The 21,154-nt window shown below is 72.3% G+C and carries 16 protein-coding genes, 1 pseudogene and 1 riboswitch; of the genes and pseudogenes, 10 read left to right on the forward strand and 7 right to left on the reverse strand.

Translation table 11 applies throughout. The features are described from left to right. Positions 1 to 11: 11 nt before the first annotated feature. Positions 12 to 704, reverse strand: coding sequence for a response regulator (locus tag ACLU3S_RS19220; RefSeq protein ID WP_413953128.1), 693 nt, complete (start codon positions 702 to 704; stop codon positions 12 to 14). A gap of 158 nt (positions 705 to 862) precedes the next feature. On the opposite strand from ACLU3S_RS19220, the gene ACLU3S_RS19225 reads away from it, so the two are divergent. The 3 genes from ACLU3S_RS19225 to ACLU3S_RS19235 are packed head-to-tail and all read left to right on the forward strand — an operon-like array spanning position 863 to position 3,639. Beyond that, entirely contained in the window at positions 863 to 1,678 is an 816-nt protein-coding gene (locus ACLU3S_RS19225) for an ABC transporter ATP-binding protein (RefSeq protein ID WP_413953129.1), read from the forward strand. After that, complete coding sequence (locus ACLU3S_RS19230) at positions 1,668 to 2,531, forward strand: ABC transporter permease (RefSeq protein ID WP_413953130.1); 864 nt, start codon at positions 1,668 to 1,670, stop codon at positions 2,529 to 2,531. Before ACLU3S_RS19225 ends, ACLU3S_RS19230 begins: the two co-directional genes overlap by 11 nt. A 52-nt stretch (positions 2,532 to 2,583) precedes the next feature. Beyond that, the gene (locus ACLU3S_RS19235) at positions 2,584 to 3,639 is read left to right on the forward strand and encodes an ABC transporter substrate-binding protein (protein WP_413953131.1); all 1,056 of its coding nucleotides are present in this window, start codon (positions 2,584 to 2,586) and stop codon (positions 3,637 to 3,639) included. An 18-nt stretch (positions 3,640 to 3,657) separates the two neighbouring features. Here ACLU3S_RS19235 and ACLU3S_RS19240 read toward each other — a convergent pair whose 3' ends face one another. The 4 genes from ACLU3S_RS19240 to ACLU3S_RS19255 all read right to left on the reverse strand — a co-directional run bounded on the left by ACLU3S_RS19240 (position 3,658) and on the right by ACLU3S_RS19255 (position 8,460). Beyond that, positions 3,658 to 4,338, reverse strand: a complete 681-nt coding sequence (locus tag ACLU3S_RS19240; protein ID WP_413953132.1) for a response regulator — start codon at positions 4,336 to 4,338, stop codon at positions 3,658 to 3,660. Continuing rightward, positions 4,338 to 6,041, reverse strand: a complete 1,704-nt coding sequence (locus tag ACLU3S_RS19245; RefSeq protein ID WP_413953133.1) for an ATP-binding protein — start codon at positions 6,039 to 6,041, stop codon at positions 4,338 to 4,340. The genes ACLU3S_RS19240 and ACLU3S_RS19245 overlap by 1 nt, the downstream gene beginning before the upstream one ends. A gap of 128 nt (positions 6,042 to 6,169) precedes the next feature. Then, a complete protein-coding gene (locus ACLU3S_RS19250; RefSeq protein WP_413953134.1) occupies positions 6,170 to 7,111 on the reverse strand; it encodes a sucrase ferredoxin in 942 nt (313 codons plus the stop codon). A gap of 89 nt (positions 7,112 to 7,200) precedes the next feature. Beyond that, positions 7,201 to 8,460: a citrate synthase gene (locus tag ACLU3S_RS19255; protein WP_413953135.1), complete on the reverse strand. Its 1,260-nt coding sequence runs from the start codon at positions 8,458 to 8,460 to the stop codon at positions 7,201 to 7,203. Positions 8,461 to 8,538: 78 nt separating this feature from the next. Here ACLU3S_RS19255 and ACLU3S_RS19260 point away from each other — a divergent pair. Both ACLU3S_RS19260 and ACLU3S_RS19265 read left to right on the forward strand, forming a co-directional pair. Next, positions 8,539 to 8,610: pseudogene (locus tag ACLU3S_RS19260) on the forward strand (hypothetical protein); the annotation flags it as partial. Positions 8,611 to 8,803: 193 nt separating this feature from the next. Continuing rightward, entirely contained in the window at positions 8,804 to 9,883 is a 1,080-nt protein-coding gene (locus ACLU3S_RS19265; RefSeq protein WP_413953136.1) for a CobW family GTP-binding protein, read from the forward strand. Between the two features lie 6 nt (positions 9,884 to 9,889). Here the strand turns inward: ACLU3S_RS19265 and ACLU3S_RS19270 are convergent, their stop codons facing one another. Further along, the gene (locus tag ACLU3S_RS19270; RefSeq protein ID WP_413953137.1) at positions 9,890 to 12,355 is read right to left on the reverse strand and encodes a DNA gyrase/topoisomerase IV subunit A; all 2,466 of its coding nucleotides are present in this window, start codon (positions 12,353 to 12,355) and stop codon (positions 9,890 to 9,892) included. A gap of 317 nt (positions 12,356 to 12,672) precedes the next feature. On the opposite strand from ACLU3S_RS19270, the gene ACLU3S_RS19275 reads away from it, so the two are divergent. The 4 genes from ACLU3S_RS19275 to ACLU3S_RS19290 all read left to right on the forward strand — a co-directional run bounded on the left by ACLU3S_RS19275 (position 12,673) and on the right by ACLU3S_RS19290 (position 17,593). Next, positions 12,673 to 14,067 carry a M16 family metallopeptidase gene (locus ACLU3S_RS19275; protein WP_413953138.1) on the forward strand — a complete coding sequence of 465 codons (1,395 nt, stop codon included), beginning with the start codon at positions 12,673 to 12,675 and terminating at the stop codon, positions 14,065 to 14,067. Further along, positions 14,064 to 15,452, forward strand: coding sequence for a M16 family metallopeptidase (locus ACLU3S_RS19280; RefSeq protein WP_413953139.1), 1,389 nt, complete (start codon positions 14,064 to 14,066; stop codon positions 15,450 to 15,452). The genes ACLU3S_RS19275 and ACLU3S_RS19280 overlap by 4 nt, the downstream gene beginning before the upstream one ends. 334 nt (positions 15,453 to 15,786) lie before the next feature. Further along, positions 15,787 to 15,947, forward strand: a riboswitch (cyclic di-AMP (ydaO/yuaA leader). Between the two features lie 12 nt (positions 15,948 to 15,959). Then, entirely contained in the window at positions 15,960 to 16,703 is a 744-nt protein-coding gene (locus ACLU3S_RS19285) for a M23 family metallopeptidase (RefSeq protein WP_413953140.1), read from the forward strand. 203 nt (positions 16,704 to 16,906) lie between these two features. Beyond that, positions 16,907 to 17,593 (forward strand): GntR family transcriptional regulator, encoded by a 687-nt coding sequence (locus ACLU3S_RS19290; RefSeq protein WP_413953141.1) that lies wholly within the window; start codon positions 16,907 to 16,909, stop codon positions 17,591 to 17,593. Between the two features lie 219 nt (positions 17,594 to 17,812). On the opposite strand, the gene ACLU3S_RS19295 is transcribed toward ACLU3S_RS19290, so the two are convergent. Further along, positions 17,813 to 18,094, reverse strand: coding sequence for an HPr family phosphocarrier protein (locus ACLU3S_RS19295; RefSeq protein WP_006136411.1), 282 nt, complete (start codon positions 18,092 to 18,094; stop codon positions 17,813 to 17,815). 178 nt (positions 18,095 to 18,272) lie between these two features. Between ACLU3S_RS19295 and ACLU3S_RS19300 the strand changes: the two genes are divergently transcribed. Then, positions 18,273 to 21,092, forward strand: coding sequence for a GNAT family N-acetyltransferase (locus ACLU3S_RS19300; protein WP_413953142.1), 2,820 nt, complete (start codon positions 18,273 to 18,275; stop codon positions 21,090 to 21,092). Positions 21,093 to 21,154 lie beyond the last annotated feature (62 nt).

The raw sequence follows: 21,154 nt of genomic DNA on the forward strand, positions 1-21,154 counted from the left end.
GCGCGGGGGAGTCAGGGCGCCACCCACGTGTAGCGGTGCTCCGGGCGGCCGGTGTCGCCGTACTTCAGGGAGAGGCGGAGGCGGCCCGCCTGTTCCAGGTGGCGGAGGTAGCGCTGGGCTGTGGAGCGGCTCAGGCCCGTGCGGGCGGCGACCTCGTGGGCCGACAGCGGATGGCCGGCGCGGTGCAGGACGGTGCAGATCAGGTCGGTCGTGGGCTCCGAGTGGCCGCTCGGCAGACCGGGGCCGGCCGGGGCCGGAGTCGTGCGCAGCGCGCCGAAGATCCGGTCCACCTGCTCCTGGCCCGTCAGGCCCCGGCCGCCCACCCGGTCGACCGTGCGGCGCAGGGCGGCGTAGGAGTCCAGACGGGCGCGCAGCGCGGCGAAGGTGAACGGCTTGACCAGATAGTGCAGGGCGCCCAGCCGCATCGCTTGCTGGACCGTCGTCACGTCGCTGGCTGCCGTGATCATGATGACGTCGGTGCCGTGGCCCTGCTCCCTCATGCGGTGGACGAGTTCGAGGCCGGTCCGGTCCGGCAGGTAGTGGTCGAGCAGGACCAGGTCGATGGCGCCGCGTTCGACGGCGGCCAGCGCCTGGGCAGCACTGTGCGCGCGGGCGGTCACCCGGAACCCGGGAACCTTTCCCACGTACTTCGCGTTTATCTCAGCGACGCGGAAGTCGTCGTCGACCACCAGGACGTCAATCATCAGGCCTCTCCTTCAAGGCCGACGAGCGTGGAGCCCGTGTTTCGGCTCCGCAGTTGTAGCGCGAGCAAAATGAGCACAACAGGCTCTTGCGAGCAAAAGAACGGCTTGTGCTCACAAGACTGCTGCCGTGGCCCGGGCCACACCTACCGTCCCGGGCCATGAGCGCACACACCAGCCCGGCCATCGAGTTGCGGGGCGCGAGCAAGACCTTCAGAACCCCGTCCGGGGGACTGCACACGGCCGTGCGCGGTCTGGACCTCACCGTCGAGCGCGGCGAGTTCGTGGCCGTCGTGGGGCCGACCGGCTGCGGCAAGTCCACCACCCTGACCCTGGTCAGCGGGCTGGAGGAGCCCACCGAGGGGGACGTGCTGGTGGCCGGCGAGCCGGTCGAAGGCGTCGGCGACAAGGTCGGCTTCGTCTTCCAGCAGGACGCCACCTTCCCTTGGCGGACGGTCCTGTCGAACGTCATGGCGGGCCCGCGCTTCAGGGGCGTGCCCAAGGCCGAGGCCAAGGAGAAGGCGCGGGACTGGCTGGCGCGCGTCGGACTCGCCGGCTTCGAGGACCGCTACCCGCACCAGCTCTCCGGCGGTCAGCGCAAGCGCGTCGCGCTCGCCGCCACGTTCGTCAACGACCCCCAGATCCTGCTGATGGACGAGCCGTTCTCGGCGCTCGACGTGCAGACCCGGGCACTGATGTCGGACGAGCTGCTGGAGCTGTGGGAGGGCACGGGTGCCTCGGTCGTCTTCGTCACCCACGACCTCGAGGAGTCCATCGCACTGGCCGACAAGGTCGTCGTGATGACCGCCGGACCCGCGACCGTGAAGCAGGTCTTCGAGATCGACCTGCCCCGGCCGCGCAAGGTGGAGTCGGTGCGGCTGGAGCCGCGGTTCATCGACATATACCGCGAGATCTGGGCGTCCCTCGGCGAAGAGGTCCGCATCACCCGCGAGAGGGGTGCCGCCCGTGTCGCCTGAGGTTCTCAGCACGCCCGTCGGCGACACCGCCAAGCTCCCCGATCGCGCGCAGACCCGCGCCCAGGCGGCCCGCCGCCGCAAGGCCCTGGTGAACACCGCGCGCGTGGTGCTCCTGGTGGCCGTCCTCGGTCTGTGGGAACTGTTGTCCCGCGCGAAGGTCATCGATCCGTTCAACTTCTCGATGCCCTCGAAGATCTGGGACCAGATCTACACCTGGATCACGCACGGCACCTCGCTCGGCTCCCTGGGCGAGCAGATCTGGTACACGCTCTACGAGGCACTGCTCGGCTGGGGCATCGGTGTGGTCACCGGTGTGCTCCTCGGCATTGCGCTCGGGCGGATCAGATTGCTCGCCGAGGTCCTTGGTCCGTACATCAAGGTGCTCAACTCGATCCCCAGGATCGTCCTGGCGCCCATCTTCCTGATCTGGTTCGGCCTCGGGCCCTCCTCCAAGGTCGCCTCCGCCGTGGTGCTGGTCTTCTTCCCGGTGTTCTTCAACGCCTTCCAGGGTGCCCGCGAGGTGGACCGCAACCTGGTGGCCAACGCCCGCATCCTGGGCGCGAGCGACCGCAGGGTGACCCTCCAGGTCGTCATTCCGTCGGCGACCTCCTGGATCTTCACCAGCCTCCACGTCAGCTTCGGCTTCGCGCTCATCGGCGCCATCGTCGGCGAGTACATCGGCGCGACCAAGGGCATCGGCCTGCTCGTCGCGCAGTCGCAGAACACCTTCAACGCGGCCGGCGTCTACGCCGCGATGGTCATCCTCGCTGTCGTCGCCCTGGTCGCCGAGGGCCTGCTGACCTTCGCCGAGCGCCGCATCTTCCGCTGGAAGCCCACCGGTTCCGACAGCTGACCCATCCGCTTCCCCTTCTCCCGCACCGCCCTCTCACAAGGACGTGAACCTCATGCGCAAGACCGCCAGACACGCCTCGCTGGTCGCCGCCGGCCTGCTCGCCCTCTCCTCGCTGACCGCATGTGCCAACGACGCGGCCGGCTCCACCGCCGACACCGGCAGCGGCGGGGGCGGCAAGGGCGAGACCGTCAAGATCATGGTCGGGGGCCTGGACAAGGTCATCTACCTGCCCGCGATGCTCACCCAGCGCCTCGGCTACTTCCAGGCCGAGGGACTGAACGTCCAGCTCCTCAGCGAGCCCGCCGGCGTCCAGGCCGAGACGGCACTGGTCTCCGGCCAGGTCCAGGGCGCGGTCGGCTTCTACGACCACACGCTCGACCTCCAGGTGAAGGGCAAGTCGGTCGAGTCGGTGGTGCAGTTCTCGCACGCACCCGGCGAGGTCGAGGTCGTCTCGAACAAGGCGGCCGGTGACGTCACGTCGCCGAAGGACTTCAAGGGCCGCAAGCTGGGTGTGACCGGGCTCGGTTCCTCGACCGACTTCCTCACCAAGTACCTGGCGGTCAAGAACGGTGTGAACGTGAGCGAGTTCACGCCGGTCGCCGTGGGCGCCGGTCCGACGTTCATCGCGGCGCTGCAGAAGGGCTCGATCGACGGCGGCATGACCACCGACCCGACCGTGGCGACGATCCTCGACAAGAAGGCGGGCAAGATCCTGCTCGACATGCGCACCCCCGAGGGTTCGCGGAAGGCGCTGGGGGGGCCGTACCCGTCGTCCAGTCTGTACATGCAGACGGACTGGGTGAACGGACACAAGGAGACCGTCCAGAAGTTGGTCGACGCATTCGTCAAGACGCTCAAGTGGATGTCCACCCACAGCGCCGACGAGATCGCCGCGAAGATGCCCGCCGACTACTCGCAGGGCGACAAGGCGCTCTACGCCCAGTCCATCAAGAGCACCCTGCCGATGTTCACGAACGACGGCGTGATGCCGAAGGGGGGCCCCGAGACCGTCGAGAAGGTGCTCAAGGCGTTCAACCCCAACATCAAGAACGCCAAGGTCGACTTGAGCAAGACATACACGACCGCGTTCGTCGACGCGGCCAAGTGACCGCTGCATGACGTGCGCTCAGGCGCGGGTCGCCCACACGTAACGGTGTTCCGGGCGGCCCGCGTCGCCGTACCGCAGGGTCAGCCGTGCCCGTCCGGTGCGCTCCAGGAGCTTCAGATAACGCTGGGCCGTCTGCCGGCTCAGCCCGGTCCGCTCGGCGGTCTCCTGGGCCGACAGCGGGCCCGGGGCGTCGATCAGCGCCTGGCGCACGAGTTCGGCCGTCGCGGGGGAGTGCCCCTTGGGCAGCCCGGCCTGCGACGGCGCGGACAGGGCGCCGAAGATGCGGTCCACCTGGGCCTGTCCGGCCTCGCCGCCGCCGTCCAGGGTGCGCCGCAGCTCGGCGTACGCCTCCAGCTTGGCCCGCAGCCCGGCGAAAGCGAACGGTTTCACCAGGTACTGCAACGCCCCCTGCCGCATGGCGGACTGCACGGTGGTGACGTCCCGCGCCGCCGTCACCATGATCACGTCCGTCTCGTGGCCGCGCCGGCGCATCTCCCGGACGACCGCGAGACCCGTGTCGTCGGGCAGGTAGTGGTCCATCAGGACGAGGTCGAGCCGCGGCAGGGTCTCCACCTGGTGCAGCGCCTCGGCGGCGTTGCGGGCCGCGCCGGCCACCCGGAAGCCGGGCACCTTCTCGACGTAGGCGGCGTTGACCCGGGCGACCCGGGTGTCGTCGTCGACGACCAGAACCTCGATCATCACGCCTCCTCCTCGACGCCCGCGACGCTCTTCGGGAACGTCCCCCGGGCCACCGGCTCGGGCTCCCTCGGCTCAGGTTCCGGCTCGAGCTCGGGCTCGGTCAGCGTCTCCGGCAGCACCACGGTGAACTCCGCGCCGCCGCCGTCGGCCGTGCCCACGGTCGCGCTGCCGCCCTGGCGTTCGGCGAGCCGGCGCACCAGCGAAAGCCCGATGCCCCGCTTGCCGTGCGCCGGCGGCTTCTTGGTGGACCACCCCTCGGTGAAGACCAACGCGCGCTGGTCCGGCGGGATGCCGGGACCGGTGTCCCGCACCCGGAGGACGACCGTGCGGCCTTCGGCGCGCAACTCGACCTCCACGCGCGCGTGCGGCGTGCCCGCGACCGCGTCGAGGGCGTTGTCCACGAGGTTGCCGACGACCGTGACCAGCCCCCGCGGATCGATCAGCCGGTCGGGAAGCCGGGTGCGTTCCGACACCCACAGGGCGACTCCGCGCTCGGCCGCCACGGTCGCCTTGCCCACCAGCAGAGCGGCGAGCAGCGGGTCCTGGATCTTCTCGGTGATCTGCTCGGCGGTGACGCGGTGGTCGCCGACCACTTCGCCGACGAACTCCACGGCGTCGTCGTACATCTCCAGCTCCAGCAGCCCGAGCAGGGTGTGCATGCGGTTGGCGTGCTCGTGGTCCTGGGCGCGCAAGGCGTCGATCAGACCGCGCGTGGAGTCGAGTTCACGCCCCAGCCGCTCCAGTTCCGTGCGGTCGCGCAGGGTGGCCACGGCGCCGCCGTCGCCGGTGGGCATGCGGTTGGCGACCAGCACGCGATGGCCGCGCACGGTCAGCAGGTCCGTGCCGGTCACGCGGCCAGCCAGCACGTCCGTCGTGCGGCCCGCGCCGAGCGCCTCGTCCGGGGTCTGTCCGACGGCCTCGTCGCCGATGCCCAGCAGCCTTTGCGCCTCGTCGTTGAGCAGGCGGACACGGCCGCCCCGGTCCAGCGCCACCACCCCCTCACGGATGCCGTGCAGCATCGCCTCGCGCTCTGCGAGCAGCGCGGAGATGTCGGAGAAGGCCAGGTCCCGGGTCTGCCGCTGGACCCTGCGGGAGATCAGCCAGGCGGCCAGCGCGCCTGCCGCGAGGGCACCGCCGGCGTAGGCGAACAGCCCGGGTATCGCACTGATCAGCCGCGCCCGCACGCTGTCGTAGGCGATGCCCACAGAGACCGCTCCGACGATTCGGTGGTGGGCGTCGTACAGCGGCACCTTGCCGCGGGCCGAGCGGCCCAGAGTGCCCCGGTCGATCCCTATGACCTCGTGGCCGGCCAGGGCGTTCTCGGGGCTGGTGGACACCACATGGCCGATCCGCGAGGGCGTGGTGTGCGACCAGCGCACGCCTCGCCGGTCCATCACCACGATGTACTCCGCGTGCGTGGCCTTCCTGATCCGCTCCGCCTTCCGTTGCACGGGGCCCTCGGCGGTCGGCGGTGTGGTCAGGACCCCCTCGGCGATCTGCGGGTCCTGGGCCGTCGTCTGCGCGATGGACAGCGCGCGGCGCTCCGCCTCGTGGTCCAGCTGCTTGCTCAGCGGCGCCAGGAACAGCCCGGTCGCGAGCACCGCGACTCCGGCCGCGATCGCCACCTGCATCAGCAGCACCTGCGAGAACACCCGCCGTGGCATACCGAGGCGCAGACGGCGTGCGGGGGCAGTGGGGCTCATGGGCACGACCGTACGTGGGAAGTCCCGGGGCACCCCAGGGGGTGTGGCGTGGATCTCTTGACCCGTTCTTGAAAGACAGCCGGCTCGTCTTGATCAGCTTGACGAGTACGACCGGATTGACGGGCGGCTCAACTCGCCAGCGCCGTCCGCCGCACCTCGCGCAGCGCCACGACGTCCATCCGCGCCGGTGCGCCGAGGACCGTGGCACCACAGCTCTCCGGGCGCGGCGGCAGCGACGTCCCCTGGGCCACGGTGACCCGCCAGCGGCGGCCGTCGTCATGGCCGACGGTGATCTCCCAGCGTGGGGCAGCGCCCTCGGTGCGCAGGACGCTGAGCACGCCCGCCCGGTACTCGTCCGCCGCCGATCGCACCGCCAGCTCGGCCGCCTGGCCGGGCCGCTCCCAGGCGGAGCACCCGCGGCACCCCTCGACGACCACGCGGCCCTCCTGGACGCCGTGCAGGGCCTCCTTGACGGTGTGCGCCTCGGCGCGACCGTAGGCGTAGCCATAGGGCAGGACGAGGACCGTCGGGGCGAAGCGATGTCCACCCAGATGGGTGACCTCCCAGACCCCGCGCACCCCGGAGGCGGCCAGTTCGGTGGCGAGCGTGCGGCCCAGCAGGGCGCAGCACCGGTCGCGCTTGCCGTTGGTGCACACGAGCGCGAGCGGGTCACCGGTGTGCGGGCTCCCGTCGAGCGCCGCGGCGAAGGAGCGGTGGTCGCCCGCCCCGAGGGCCGCGAAGTCGAGGCGCAGCAGCGCTCGCGGGTCGCGGGTGGTGGCGCCGTGCAGCCAGACGCGCCCGGGCACGGTGTGGGCGGCGTACACCTGCCGGATCGCGGGCCTGCCCGGGTCGGCGTGGCGCCCGGGGCGCCGGATGAGGGCCACGCGCACGCCGGTGCCCTCGGCTGCCTCCTCCAGCGCCCGCCCCACCGCCGGGTCCAGGTGGCTCGACGTGAGCGCCTTGACACCCCACGGCCCGGGTTGTTCCAGCAGCAGCCACGTCGTCGCCGTGGCCGCCGTACCCAAAACGGGCTCGTCGAGGCTCCGGGACACGGTCGCACACCTACTCACAGAGGTGAGCCTAACCTGAGGCTCCCGAGGGCGACTTCCGGCCGGGTCGTGTCGTGCTCCGGGGCCCGCCTCCGGCGGCTGCGCGGCGCTCACTGCGCCGGGAGCGGCTGCGGCGGGCGCGGGCCGGCGTAGTGACCGACGGGGCGCATGCGCAGCGGGCGCTCGCCGTACTCCTCCAGGGCGTGCGCGATCCAGCCCGCGGTGCGGGCGACGGCGAAGATCGTCTCGCCGGCCGTGGCGGGCATGCCGAAGGAGGCGGTGAACACGGCCAGGGCCAGGTCGACGTTGGCGTGCAGCGGGGTGTGCCGGGCCGTGGTGGCGGCGATGTCGCGGGCCGCGAGCAGGGCCGGCTCCGCGCGCGGGATCTCCTCCAGCAGGCCGAACAGGACCCGCGCGCGAGGGTCCTCGCCCGTGTAGAGGCGATGGCCGAGACCGGGGATGCGCCGGCCCGCGCGCAGCTCGTCCGCGATCACCGGCACCGCGGTGCCCTGGTCGAGCACGTCGAGCAGCATCCGGTGGGCCAGCCCGCTGCTCGCACCGTGCAGCGGGCCCTCCAGGACGCCGAGGCCGGCCGAGACGGCCGCGTAGGCGTGCGCCCGGGCCGAGGCGGCGACCCGCACCGCGAGCGTGGAGGCGGCGAGGTCGTGGTCGGCGAGGAGGGCGAGCGCGGTGTCCAGGACGCGCAGGGACGCCTCGTCGGCCGGCAGGCCGGTCAGCCGGCCCCACAGGCGGTGCGCCAGCGGACCTTCGTCGCCGCGGTCGCGCAGGACGGGCGGCAGCGCGGCGACGAGCGTGGGGATGAGCACGCGCGCCGTGTTCAGCACGGCCTCCTCGGTCAGGTCGAAGCGCAGCGGGTCCTCGGCCGACGCGGCGATCGTCGCGACCCGCAGGCGGTCCGTGGGGGAGGTGTGCTCGGGCAGCGCGTCCACGGCGCGGCGGGCGACCCGCACCGTCGCCTCGGGCGCGGTGAAGGTCACGCCGGGGGTGAGCCTGCCGGTCCAGAGCCACTCCGCGACCTCCTCGTAGGAGTGGCGGGTGGCCAGTTCGGTGGCGTCGACGCCCCGGAAGAAGTACCGGTCCCTGTCGATCAGCGTGATCCGGGTGCGTACCGAGAGATCGCCGCTCGAGCCCGAGCTGCCGGCGCTCTCCCGCCGGTTGCGCCGGGCGAGGGCCTCCACCTCCCGCGCCTCGAAGGTGCTGGCGCGGCCACCGGGTTCACGTCTGCTGCTGAGCAGGCCGCGGCTCACGTACGCGTACACCGTCTCGGGTTTCACGCCGAGCAGTTCGGCGGTCTCCTTGGTGGTCAGCCGTCGCCCGGGCCGGCTGTCGGCGGGTTCCTGATCGCGCATGGGGTCACCGTAGCCGCCTCTGCACATCTTGATAGCAATCCATTGAGCGAATCAACATTGGCAAGAAATGAGTCGAGCATGGGCAGTCGGATCAAGTCCAAGGAGGTGTTCACTCCCACCTTCGCCGTGGCCCGGGTCGTGGGCTGGAGCGCCAACATCCTGAAGCAGGCGGCCGATTCGAAGATCATCCGTCCGGTGGCGCGCTTGTGGGACCGGAGCCGAAGGCCGCGGTGCCGGCCGCCGGCTGACGCCACGGGCCGGGGCGGCCCGCACGGCTTCCTATGCTGGTTCCCCAGCCAGCCGCGTCAGATCCGCAGTCAGCCGCGTCAGAGAGGCCGCCCCCTTGGGTCACACCCCAGCACCGCAGCAGATCCCGGTCGTCGTGCTCGCCGGTTTCCTGGGCTCCGGAAAGACCACGCTCCTCAACCACCTGCTGCACCGCAGCGGAGGCAGCCGCATCGGGGCCGTCGTCAACGACTTCGGGGCCATCGAGATCGACGCGATGGCGGTCGCCGGCGCCCTCGGCGACTCCACCGTCTCGCTCGGCAACGGCTGCCTGTGCTGCGCCGTCGACGCGAGCGAACTCGACGCCTACCTGGACCGGCTCGCGGCGCCCGCCGCCGGCATCGACGTCATCGTGATCGAGGCCAGCGGGCTCGCCGAGCCGCGGGAACTGGTGCGGATGGTGCTCGCCAGCGCGCATCCGGGCATCGTCTACGGCGGTCTCGTCGAGGTCGTCGACGCGGCCGAGTTCGACGACACGCGCGCCAGGCACCCCGAGATCGACCGGCACCTGGCGCTCGCCGACCTGGTGGTCGTGAACAAGCTCGACCGGGCCGCCGACGGCGAGCGGGTGCTCGGCCTGGTGCGGTCCCTCACCGACCGCGCGGCCGTCGTCCCCGCCACCTACGGCCGCATCGACCCCGAGTTCCTCTTCGACTGCCGGCCCGGCGAGGAGCGCATCGGCCAGCTCTCCTTCGACGACCTGCACGATCCCGACGACCCCCGGCCCGACGGCGACGACCACACCGGCCACCTGCACACCGGCTACGAGAGCGTCCCCTTCGTCTCCGACCGGCCCATGGACCCGCGCCGGACCATGCAGTTCCTGGACAGCCGGCCCGAGGGCCTGTACCGGATCAAGGGGTACGTCGACTTCGGCCCGTACGACACCCGCAACCGGTACGCCGTGCACGCCGTCGGCCGGTTCCTGCGCTTCTACCCCGAGCCCTGGGCGCCCGGCGAACCCCTCCGCACGCAGCTCGTACTGATCGGCTCGGGCATCGACGGCGAGGCTCTCGGCAAGGAGCTCCAGGCGTGCCGGAGCGAGGCCCCGCACGCCGACGAGCACGGCATGTGGGGCGTCCTGCGCTATGTGCAGGGCTCCGAGGAAGAGCCCGAGGCCGAGGCGTACGAGGTCTAGAGGGGTCTAGAAGACGGGACCGGCGACGACCGAGACCGTCTTCGGCAGCGAGGTGCCCGAGCCGTCCCGGCGCGGGTCCAGCTCCGGCAGCTCCGCCGGGGTGCCGTTCTTCTGCGCCGCGCGCGCGGGAGCAGGGCCCGCCCAGGCCAGCGACAGGCAGTCCTCGCCCTTGAGGAACCGCTGGCAGCGCACCCCGCCGGTGGCCCGGCCCTTGCGCGGGAACTGGTCGAACGGGGTCAGCTTGGCCGTCGTCTGCACGGAGTCGTCCAGCGTGCCACGCGAGCCGGCCACCGTGAAGACCACCGCGTCGACGGCCGGGTCGACGGCCGTGAAGGAGATGACCTTCGCCCCCTCGGCGAGCTTGATGCCCGCCATCCCGCCCGCGGGCCTGCCCTGCGGGCGCACGATCGAGGCCTGGAAGCGCAGCAGCTGGGCGTCGTCCGTGATGAACACCAGGTCCTCCTCGCCGGTGCGCAGCTCCACCGCGCCGACGATCCGGTCGCCCTCCTTCAGCGTGATGACCTCCAACTCGTCCTTGTTGGACGGGTAGTCGGGCACCACGCGCTTGACGACGCCCTGCTCGGTGCCGAGCGCGAGGCCCGGGGACGACTCGTCCAGCGTGGTCAGGCAGACCACCGTCTCGTCGTCCTCCAGCGACACGAACTCCGCCAGCGGCGCCCCGCCGGAGAGGTTCGGCGCCGTGGCCGTCGCCGTCTCCGGCAGCTGCGGCAGGTCGACCACGTTGATCCGCAGCAGGCGGCCCGCCGAGGTCACCGCGCCGATCTCGCCGCGCGCCGTCGCCGGGACCGCCGAGACGATCACGTCGTGCTTGACGCGCTTGGCGCCGCCCTGCTCCGGGAACGGCTCGTCGGTCGCCGTACGGGCCAGCAGACCCGTCGAGGACAGCAGCACCCGGCACGGGTCGTCGGCCACCTGCAGCGGCACGGTGGCCGCCGTGGCTCCCGCGGACTCCAGCAGGACCGTGCGCCGGTCGGTGCCGAACTTCTTGGCGACGGCGGCCAGTTCCGCCGAGACCAGCTTGCGCAGCTCGGCGTCGGACTCCAGGACCCGGGTCAGCTCCGCGATCTCCGCGGTGAGCCTGTCCTTCTCCGCCTCCAGTTCGATGCGGTCGTACTTGGTGAGCCGGCGCAGCGGGGTGTCGAGGATGTACTGCGTCTGCACGTTGCTCAGCGAGAACCGCTGGATCAGGCGCTCCTTGGCCTGCGCCGAGTTGTCGCTGGACCGGATCAGCCGGATGACCTCGTCGATGTCGACCAGCGCGGTCAGCAGGCCCTCGACCAGGTGCAGGCGGTCGCGCCTCTTGCCCCGCCGGTACTCGCTGCGGCGCCGGACCACGTCGAAGCGGTGGTCGAGGTAGACCTCCAGCAGCTCCTTCAGGCCCAGGGTGAGCGGCTGCCCGTCGACCAGGGCGACGTTGTTGATGCCGAAGGACTCCTCCATCGGCGTCAGCTTGTACAGCTGCTCCAGGATCGCCTCCGGCACGAAGCCGTTCTTGATCTCGATGACCAGGCGCAGGCCGTGCTCGCGGTCGGTGAGGTCCTTGACGTCCGCGATGCCCTGGACCTTCTTCGCGTTGACCAGGTCCTTGATCTTCGCGATGACCTTCTCCGGACCGACCGCGAACGGCAGCTCCGTGACCACCAGGCCCTTGCGGCGGGCGGTCACGGTGTCGATCGTGACGGTCGCGCGCATCTTGAAGGTGCCGCGGCCGGTCGCGTACGCGTCCCGGATGCCGTCCAGGCCGACGATCCGGCCACCGGTGGGCAGGTCGGGGCCCGGGACGTGCTTCATCAGCGCGTCCAGGTCGGCGTTCGGGTGCCTGATCAGGTGGCGGGCGGCCGCGACGACCTCCCGCAGGTTGTGCGGGGGCATGTTCGTCGCCATGCCGACCGCGATGCCCGAGGAGCCGTTGACCAGCAGGTTCGGGAAGGCGGCGGGCAGCGCCACCGGCTCCTGCTCCTGGCCGTCGTAGTTCGGCGCGAAGTCGACCGTGTCCTCGTCGATCGACTCGGTCATCAGGCTCGTCGCCTCGGCCATCCGGCACTCGGTGTACCGCATGGCGGCCGGCGGGTCGTCGTTGCCCAGCGAGCCGAAGTTGCCGTGGCCGTCGACCAGCGGCACGCGCATGGAGAACGGCTGGGCCATGCGCACCAGGGCGTCGTAGATCGACGCGTCGCCGTGCGGGTGCAGCTTGCCCATGACCTCGCCGACGACGCGCGCGCACTTCACATAGCCGCGGTCGGGGCGCAAACCCATCTCGTTCATCTGGTACACGATGCGGCGGTGCACCGGCTTGAGGCCGTCACGGGCGTCCGGCAGGGCGCGCGAGTAGATGACCGAGTACGCGTACTCGAGGTAGGAGCCTCGCATCTCGTCCACGACGTCGATGTCGAGGATCCTCTCCTCGAACGAATCGTCGGGCGGCGGGGTCTTCGTGCTGCGGCGGGCCATCGCTGCCGGCTCCTCCTGATCTTCTCGCTCGCCTTCGGGGCGCGCACCCTTCGGCTCGCTCTTGCTGAAGCGACTGACGGATCTGTCGCGGACCATTGTGGACCGGGGCACTGACAACCCGGGCCGCGACCCGGTCCCAGCGGCCCCGCACGGCACCCGGGGGCCGGCGGTGCCGGGTGCGACGCAGGCTACGCGATCCGCTGTGGGCGTACGTCCAGCGGGAACACCGCCGGGGCCCGGCACACGTTGCATACAGTGGCAGGAACGGCAGGAAAACCGCGGTGTGCACAACCGCCTCCGCTCGCGAAGGGACGTACATGCCCATGGGTCACACGACCACAGCCGAGGCAGGCTCCGGGGGCCTGACAGCGACCGAGCACCGCCTGGCCAACGGTCTGCGCGTGGTGCTCTCCGAGGACCACCTGACCCCGGTGGCGGCGGTCTGCCTCTGGTACGACGTCGGCTCCCGCCACGAGGTCAAGGGGCGTACCGGCCTGGCCCACCTCTTCGAGCACCTGATGTTCCAGGGCTCGGCGCAGGTGCAGGGCAACGGCCACTTCGAGCTGGTGCAGGGCGCCGGCGGCTCGCTCAACGGCACCACCAGCTTCGAGCGCACCAACTACTTCGAGACCATGCCCGCCCACCAGCTGGAGCTGGCGCTCTGGCTGGAGGCCGACCGCATGGGCTCCCTGCTGGCCGCCCTGGACGACGAGTCCATGGAGAACCAGCGGGACGTCGTCAAGAACGAGCGCCGCCAGCGCTACGACAACGTCCCCTACGGCACCGCCTTCGAGAAGCTGACCGCCCTCAGCTACCCGGAGGGCCACCCCTACCACCACACGCCGATCGGTTCGATGGCGGATCTGGACGCGGCCACCCTGGAGGACGCACGCCAGTTCTTCCGCACCTACTACGCGCCGAACAACGCGGTGCTGTCCGTGGTGGGCGACATCGACCCGGTGCAGACCCTCGCCTGGGTCGAGAAGTACTTCGGGTCCATCCCGTCCCACGACGGCAAGCCCGCGCCCCGCGACGGCTCGCTGCCGGAGGTCATCGGCGAGCAGCTGCGCGAGGTCGTCGTCGAGGAGGTCCCGGCGCGCGCCCTGATGGCCGCCTACCGGCTCCCGCACGACGGCACGCGCGCGTGCGACGCGGCCGACGTCGCCCTGACCATCCTCGGCGGCGGCGAGTCCTCCCGCCTGTACAACCGGCTGGTGCGCCGCGACCGTACGGCCGTGGCGGCCGGCTTCGGCCTGCTGCGTCTGGCCGGCGCGCCCTCGATGGGCTGGCTGGACGTGAAGACCTCCGGTGACGTGGAGGTGCCGGTCATCGAGGCCGCCATCGACGAGGAGCTGGCCCGGTTCGCCGAGCGGGGCCCCACGCCGGAGGAAATGGAGCGCGCCCAGGCCCAGTTGGAGCGCGAGTGGCTGGACCGGCTGGGCACGGTCGCCGGCCGTGCCGACGAACTGTGCCGGTACGCCGTCCTGTTCGGCGATCCCCAGCTCGCCCTCACCGCCGTCCAGCGCGTTCTGCAGGTGACCCCCGAGGAGGTGCAGGAGGTCGCCCAGGCGCGCCTGCGCCCCGACAACCGCGCGGTCCTGGTCTACGAGCCGAAGTCCCCGGAGGCCGCCCCGGACGCCGACGTGCCCGAGGACCCGGAGACGGAAGCGACCGTGGAGGCCGGCAACGACAACGAGGAGACGGCCAAGTGACCGAGCTCGCCACCATGGACTTCCACCCGCGGCCGCAGGCCGGCGAGGCCCGGCCGTGGGCCTTCCCGGCGCCCGAGCGCACCGCGCTCGACAACGGCCTGACCGTGCTGCGCTGCCACCGCCCCGGCCAGCAGGTCGTCGCCGTCGAGGTGCTGCTCGACGCCCCCCTGGACGCCGAGCCGGCGGGCCTGGACGGCGTCGCCACGATCATGGCGCGGGCCTTCTCCGAGGGCACCGACAAGCACTCCGCCGAGGAGTTCGCCGCCGAGCTGGAGCGCGCCGGCGCCACCCTGGACTCGCACGCCGACCACCCCGGCGTCCGGCTCAGCCTCGAGGTGCCGGCCTCTCGGCTGGCCAAGGGGCTCGGCCTGGTCGCCGACGCGCTGCGGGCGCCCGCCTTCGCCGAGAGCGAGATCGAGCGGCTGGTGCGCAACCGCCTGGACGAGATCCCGCACGAGCTGGCCAACCCCTCCCGCCGGGCCGCCAAGGAACTCTCCAAGGAGCTGTTCCCGGCGTCCTCGCGCATGTCCCGCCCGCGCCAGGGCACCGAGGAGACCGTCGAGAAGATCGACGCCGCCGCCGTACGCGCCTTCTACGACCGGCACGTGCGCCCGGCCACGGCCACCGCGGTCGTGGTGGGCGACCTCACCGGCGTCGACCTCGACGCGCTGCTCGGCGACACCCTGGGCGCCTGGACCGGCAGGCCGGGCGAGCCGCGCCCGGTGCCGCCGGTGAGCGCCGACGACACCGGACGCGTGGTCATCGTGGACCGGCCCGGCGCGGTGCAGACGCAGCTGCTCATCGGCCGGATCGGACCGGACCGGCACGACCGGGTGTGGCCCGCCCAGGTGCTCGGTACCTACTGCCTCGGCGGCACCCTCACCTCCCGCCTGGACCGCGTCCTGCGCGAGGAGAAGGGCTACACCTACGGGGTGCGCGCGTTCGGGCAGGTCCTGCGCTCCGCGCCGGACGGCTCGGGTGCCGCGATGCTCGCCATCAGCGGCTCCGTGGACACCCCCAACACGGGCCCGGCGCTGGACGACCTGTGGAAGGTGCTGCGCACCCTCGCGGCGGAGGGCCTGACCGACGCCGAGCGGGACGTCGCCGTGCAGAACCTGGTGGGCGTGGCGCCGCTGAAGTACGAGACCGCGGCGGCCGTCGCGAGCACCCTGGCCGACCAGGTCGAGCAGCACCTGCCCGACGACTTCCAGGCGACGCTGTACCGGCAGCTGGCCGCGACGGGCACGGTGGAGGCCACGGCCGCGGTCGTGAACGCCTTCCCGGTGGACCGCCTGGTGACCGTCCTCGTCGGGGACGCCTCCCGGATCAAGGCGCCGGTCGAGGCGCTCGGCATCGGCGAGGTGACCGTGGTGGCGGCCGAGTAGCCGCACGCGCGCGTGGGGCCGGCGTCCTGTCGGCCCAGGCCGGCTCCGCCTCAGCGAGTAGCCGCACGCGCGCGTGGGGCCGTGACGACAGCGTGAACGTGTCGCCCGACGCCCACGCAGGTCGCACGCGCGCGCGTGGGGCCCTGACGGTCGACGGACCGTCAGGGCCCCCTGGTTGTTCCACTCTCTTCCCCCGTGCCCGATTTGGGACGGAGGTTGCCTGTCTGCCCTGTGGGATGCGCTACAAAAGCCCGGATCGGTTTGAGGATCGCAGGCGGGCCCCCTTAGCGTCGTCCGGGCTGTTCGTCAGGCAGTACGCCGCATCCGCGGCAGCGGACAGTCATCGCCGAGTCCCCGTACGGCGCGAGCCAGGGGAGCCGGGGACCCACCGTCCCTGGGGTGAATCGGGCGCCCGCGTGCGAGCGAGGGCTCCCGTAGGAGACCTTCCTGCTCCGAACCCGTCAGCTAACCCGGTAGGCGAGAGGGAAGGAAAGGACCAGCCACTACATGGCGTTCATGTGCGCCACCGGGAAGCACCGCAAGCCCGGCCGGGTCAAGCGCGGCACCGCGCAGGCGGCCGGCATCGCGGCCCTCACGACCACCGGTGTCATCGGCACCCTCGCGGCCTCCCCGGCACTCGCCGCCGAGAACACCGCGGAGCAGACCGGACTGACCCCGGTCCTCACCGTCAGCGACGACGTCGCCGCGCACATCGACGCGCAGGCCGCCGCCCAGCAGCGCGCCGCCGACCAGAAGGCGGCCGAGGCGGCCGCGGCCCTGCGGGCCAAGCAGGCGCGCGAGGCCGAGGCCCGCGCCGCCCGCGAGGCCGAGCGCAGGCGGCTGAACGCCTTCGTCGCCCCGATCGCGCACTCCTACGTCTCCACGGGCTACGAAGCGAGCAGTTCGCTGTGGTCCTCCGGCCACCACACGGGCATCGACTTCCACGCCGTGAGCGGCACCTCCGTGCACGCGGTCGGCACCGGCACCGTCGTCTCCACCGGGTGGGGCGGCGCGTACGGCAACCAGATCGTGATCCGCATGGCCGACGGCATGTACACCCAGTACGGCCACCTGTCGTCCATCGGCGTCACCGTGGGCCAGCGGGTCACGCCCGGCCAGCAGATCGGCCTGTCCGGCGCGACCGGCAACGTCACCGGCCCGCACCTGCACTTCGAGGCCCGCACCACCCCCGACTACGGCTCCGACGTCGACCCCGTCGCCTACCTCCGCAAGCACGGCGTGACCGTCTGACCGAGCGGACGCCCGTACACACGGCGAAGCCCCGGCCCACCGAGCCGGGGCTTTCGCCGTTTTTTCACGGTGCCCACCGGAACGCTGTCCAAAAAATATCCATGGATTACGGACTGGCATCGGAAATTCAGGCGCACTGGAACAGAGTCACGGTACACGCGTCCATCGTCGGCGTTTCACCGGGATGAAGACGGAGGTCGGGCATGCGTATTCCGGCGCACTCGGTGTGCACGGCGATCCGGGACGACATCGTCACCGGGATCCACGAGCGCGGCGGCCGCCTCACCGAGGAAGTCCTGGCCCGCCGCTACGGCGTCTCGCGTGTCCCCGTGCGCGAGGCCCTGCGCACCCTGGAGGCGGAGGGGTTCGTGGTGACTCGCCGGCACGCGGGCGCGTGCGTGGCCGAGCCGACCGAGCAGGAGGCCGCCGATGTGCTGGACATGCGCATGCTCTTGGAGCCGCTCGGGGCCGCCCGGGCCGCGCAGCGGCGCACGGAGGCGCATCTGAAGGTGCTGCGCGGCCTGGTCCGGCTGGGTCAGGAGCGGGCCAGAAGGGGGAACAGCGAGGACCTGCGCTCGCTGGGCGGCTGGTTCCACGAGACGCTGGCCCAGGCCTCCGGCAGCCCCTCACTGACCTCGATGCTCACCCAGCTGCGCCACAAGATCGCCTGGATGTACACGGTGCAGGCGCCGCCGAATCCGGTGGAGTGCTGGGCGGAGCACGGCGCGATCGTGGACGCCGTGGCGCGCGGGGACGGCGAGCGCGCGCGTGCGGTGACGGCGGTGCACACCGAGCGCGCGACCGCCGCGCACCGCCTTCGCCTTCCCGGCGCCGCGGAGCGCGTGAGGACTTCGCAACATGCCGTAAACACGCCGGGCGTGCGGCATTAACAAGGGCGCCGTATACAAGAGGGGATATTCGGCGGCCGTGTATTTCCCGCTGCCCGTTTTCCCGGTGCCGGGGAATTATGGGCCGGTAATGGTGCGGGTGGCCGGCGGCCGACGTCGCCGCGGGGCGCCCGCGCCGAATTCGGCCCGCCGGCCGCGAGAACGCGAAAGCCGCGCCACCCGGTACGGGCGACGCGGCTTCCGGCTTCCGCTCACAGAGCGTCAGACGGTCTCGGGCAGCTCTTCCAGGCCCTCGGCGACCAGCTTGGCCAGACGGTCCAGGGCGGCGTCCGCGCCCTCGGCGTCGGAGGCGAGGACGATCTCCTCGCCGCCCTGGGCGCCCAGGCCCAGGACGGCCAGCATGGAGGCCGCGTTGACCGGCGTGCCGCCGGCCTTGGCGATCGTCACCGGGACGCCTGCGGCCGTGGCGGCTCGGACGAAGATGGAGGCGGGGCGGGCGTGGAGGCCCTCGGCCCAGCCGACGTTGACGCGGCGCTCAGCCATGTGTTGCTGCCCTTCGGTGTCAGGGTTGTCTAGACCAGTTTCCCACATCGTGAAGCATGCCCGGCGCGGAGCTTCCTCCCACCCGGATGTGTCGTCGGACCGCGGCCTCGGTCCGGCTTTGTCGTCCTCCACAGACTGCCCCGCGCCGTTGTCGGACGCGAGCCGTACTCTGGGGCCCATGCAGACCTCGGCGGACCGGCAGGGCCGGTACGAGTACCCCGCCCACTGGGAGGCGGACGTGGTGCTGCGCGACGGAGGGACCGCGCGCATCCGGCCCATCACCGTTGATGACGCCGACCGCCTCGTCAGCTTCTATGAGCAGGTCTCGGACGAGTCGAAGTACTACCGCTTCTTCGCGCCGTACCCGCGACTGTCCGCCAAGGACGTCCACCGCTTCACGCACCACGACTTCGTGGACCGGGTGGGACTCGCGGCCACCGTCGGCGGCGAGTTCATCGCCACCGTACGCTATGACCGCATCGGCGCCGACGGCGCGCCCGCGTCCGCACCCGCCGACGAGGCCGAGGTCGCCTTCCTGGTCCAGGACGCGCACCAGGGCCGCGGCGTCGCCTCCGCCCTGCTGGAACACATCGCGGCGGTCGCCCGTGAGCGCGGCATCCGCCGCTTCGCCGCCGAGGTGCTGCCCGCCAACACCAAGATGATCAAGGTGTTCACCGACGCCGGCTACACCCAGAAGCGCAGCTTCGAGGACGGCGTCGTACGCCTGGAGTTCGACCTCGAACCCACCGACCGCTCCCTCGCCGTGCAGCGCGCGCGGGAGCAGCGCGCGGAGGCCCGTTCGGTACGGCGGCTGCTGGCGCCCGGCTCCGTCGCGGTCGTCGGCGTCGGCCGCGCGCCCGGCGGCGTGGGGCGCGGCATCCTCGGCAACATCCGGGACGCGGGCTACGGGGGCCGGCTGCACGCGGTGAACAAGGCGTTCCCCGAGGACCTCGGAGAACTCGACGGGGTGCCCGCGTACCGCTCGGTGCGGGACATCCCGGGCCCGGTGGACCTCGCCGTCGTCGCCGTGCCGGCCCCGTACGTGCCGGCCGTGGTCGCCGAGTGCGGTGAACAGGGCGTCCAGGGGCTCGTGGTGGTCTCCGCCGGATACGCCGAGAGCGGTCCCGAGGGGCGGGAGCGGCAGCGGGCCCTCGTGCAGCACGCGCGCACGTACGGCATGCGGATCATCGGCCCGAACGCCTTCGGGGTCATCAACACCGCCCCGGACGTCCGGCTCAACGCCTCCCTGGCCCCCGAGATGCCCCGGCCCGGCCGCATCGGCATCTTCGCCCAGTCCGGCGCCATCGGCATCGCGCTGCTGTCCCGGCTGCACCGGCGCGGGGGAGGGGTCACCGGGGTCACGGGCGTCTCCACCTTCGTCTCCGCCGGCAACCGGGCCGACGTCTCGGGCAACGACGTCCTCCAGTACTGGTACGACGATCCCGAGACCGATGTCGTCCTCATGTACCTGGAGTCCATCGGCAACCCCCGCAAGTTCGCCCGGCTCGCCCGGCGGACCGCCGCGGCGAAGCCGCTGGTCGTCGTGCAGGGGACCGGTACGGCGCCGCAGGGGCACGCGGTGCGCGCCACCCACCTCCCCCACGAGACCGTGTCCGCGCTGCTGCGGCAGGCCGGGGTGATCCGGGTCGACACGATCACCGAGCTGGTCGACGCGGGGCTGCTGCTCGCGCGGCAGCCGCTGCCTGCGGGGCCGCGCGTGGCGATCCTCGGCAACTCGGAGTCGCTGGGTGTGCTGACGTACGACCGGTGCGTCGCGGAGGGACTGCGGCCCGCGCGACCGCTGGACCTGACGACCGCGGCGACGGCGGAGGACTTCCACCGGGCGCTCGGCCGGGCACTGGCCGACGACACGAACGACGCGGTGGTGGTCACGGCGATCCCCGCGATCGGGGAAGGGTCGCCGGGGGACACGGAGCTGGCGGAGGCGCTGCGGTCGGCGGCGGCCGCGGTGCCGGGGAAGCCGGTGCTGGTGGTGCACGTGGAGCTCGGGGGGCTGGCGCAGGCACTGTCGGCCGCGGCGAGCACGGCACCCGCGGCCGCCGGCAAGGAGCGGGCGGACGCCCGCGGCTCCGCGCAGCCCCTGCCCACCGCGGCGGTGGCTCCCCCCGAGGGCACCCACCTCATCCCCGCCTACCCCGCCGCCGAACGCGCCGTTCGCGCCCTCGCCGAGGCCGTCAGGTACGGGCAGTGGCGGCAGGACGCCACGGATCCAGGGAAGGTGCCGGAGTACGAGGACATCGACGAGAAGGGGGCCGCGCGCCTGATCGGGGAGCTGCTCGCGCGCGGGAAGGGTTTCACGATCCCCGAGGCGGAGACCTGCGAACTGCTCGGCAAGTACGGCATCCACGTGCGGCGCACGGTTCCCGCCCCGACGGCCGACGCCGCCGCCGAGGCCGCCCGCGCCCTCGGCTACCCGGTGGCCCTCAAGGCGACCGCGCCGCACCTCAGGCACCGCGCCGACCTGGGCGGCGTCCGCCTGGACCTCGCCGACGAGGAGCAACTGCGCCGGGCCTACACCGAGTTGACCGAGCTGTTCGGGAAACCGGAGGAACTGCGCCCGGTGGTGCAGGGCATGGCCCCGCGCGGGGTCGACACGGTGGTGCGGGCGGTGATCGACCCGGCGGCCGGGGCGGTGCTGTCCTTCGGGCTGGCCGGGCCCCCCTCGCAGCTGCTCGGGGACATGGCGCACCGGCTGGTCCCGGTCACCGACCGGGAGGCGGCCTCCCTGGTGCGCTCGATCCGCACCGCGCCGCTGCTCTTCGGCTGGCGCGGCTCCACGCCCGTGGACACCCGGGCGCTGGAGGAGCTGCTGCTGCGGGTGTCCCGGCTGGTCGACGACCACCCCGAGGTGGTCGCGGTGACCCTGGAGCCGGTCGTCGTCGCCCCGCACGGCGCGAGCGTCCTCGGTGCGACGGTACGCCTCGCACCCCCTCCGGTCCGCGACGACCTGGGCCCGCGCACGATGCCGGCCTACTGATCGGGGGAGGGGGGACCGGATGGAGACCGCCGGCCGAGGGTCGCGCGGGGCGCCCGCGCCCG

The sequence above is a fragment of the Streptomyces sp. AF1A genome (genome assembly GCF_047340315.1).
Lineage (GTDB): Bacteria > Actinomycetota > Actinomycetes > Streptomycetales > Streptomycetaceae > Streptomyces.

Excerpts from the sequence above, each read along its gene's own strand:
- ACLU3S_RS19220 (WP_413953128.1), bottom strand. The coding sequence starts at position 704 with ATGATTGACGTCCTGGTGGTCGACGACGACTTCCGCGTCGCTGAGATA.
- ACLU3S_RS19225 (WP_413953129.1), top strand. The coding sequence starts at position 863 with ATGAGCGCACACACCAGCCCGGCCATCGAGTTGCGGGGCGCGAGCAAG.
- ACLU3S_RS19235 (WP_413953131.1), top strand. The coding sequence starts at position 2,584 with ATGCGCAAGACCGCCAGACACGCCTCGCTGGTCGCCGCCGGCCTGCTC.
- ACLU3S_RS19240 (WP_413953132.1), bottom strand. The coding sequence starts at position 4,338 with ATGATCGAGGTTCTGGTCGTCGACGACGACACCCGGGTCGCCCGGGTC.
- ACLU3S_RS19245 (WP_413953133.1), bottom strand. The coding sequence starts at position 6,041 with ATGAGCCCCACTGCCCCCGCACGCCGTCTGCGCCTCGGTATGCCACGG.
- ACLU3S_RS19255 (WP_413953135.1), bottom strand. The coding sequence starts at position 8,460 with ATGCGCGATCAGGAACCCGCCGACAGCCGGCCCGGGCGACGGCTGACC.
- ACLU3S_RS19270 (WP_413953137.1), bottom strand. The coding sequence starts at position 12,355 with ATGGCCCGCCGCAGCACGAAGACCCCGCCGCCCGACGATTCGTTCGAG.
- ACLU3S_RS19275 (WP_413953138.1), top strand. The coding sequence starts at position 12,673 with ATGCCCATGGGTCACACGACCACAGCCGAGGCAGGCTCCGGGGGCCTG.
- ACLU3S_RS19285 (WP_413953140.1), top strand. The coding sequence starts at position 15,960 with ATGGCGTTCATGTGCGCCACCGGGAAGCACCGCAAGCCCGGCCGGGTC.
- ACLU3S_RS19290 (WP_413953141.1), top strand. The coding sequence starts at position 16,907 with ATGCGTATTCCGGCGCACTCGGTGTGCACGGCGATCCGGGACGACATC.
- ACLU3S_RS19295 (WP_006136411.1), bottom strand. The coding sequence starts at position 18,094 with ATGGCTGAGCGCCGCGTCAACGTCGGCTGGGCCGAGGGCCTCCACGCC.
- ACLU3S_RS19300 (WP_413953142.1), top strand. The coding sequence starts at position 18,273 with ATGCAGACCTCGGCGGACCGGCAGGGCCGGTACGAGTACCCCGCCCAC.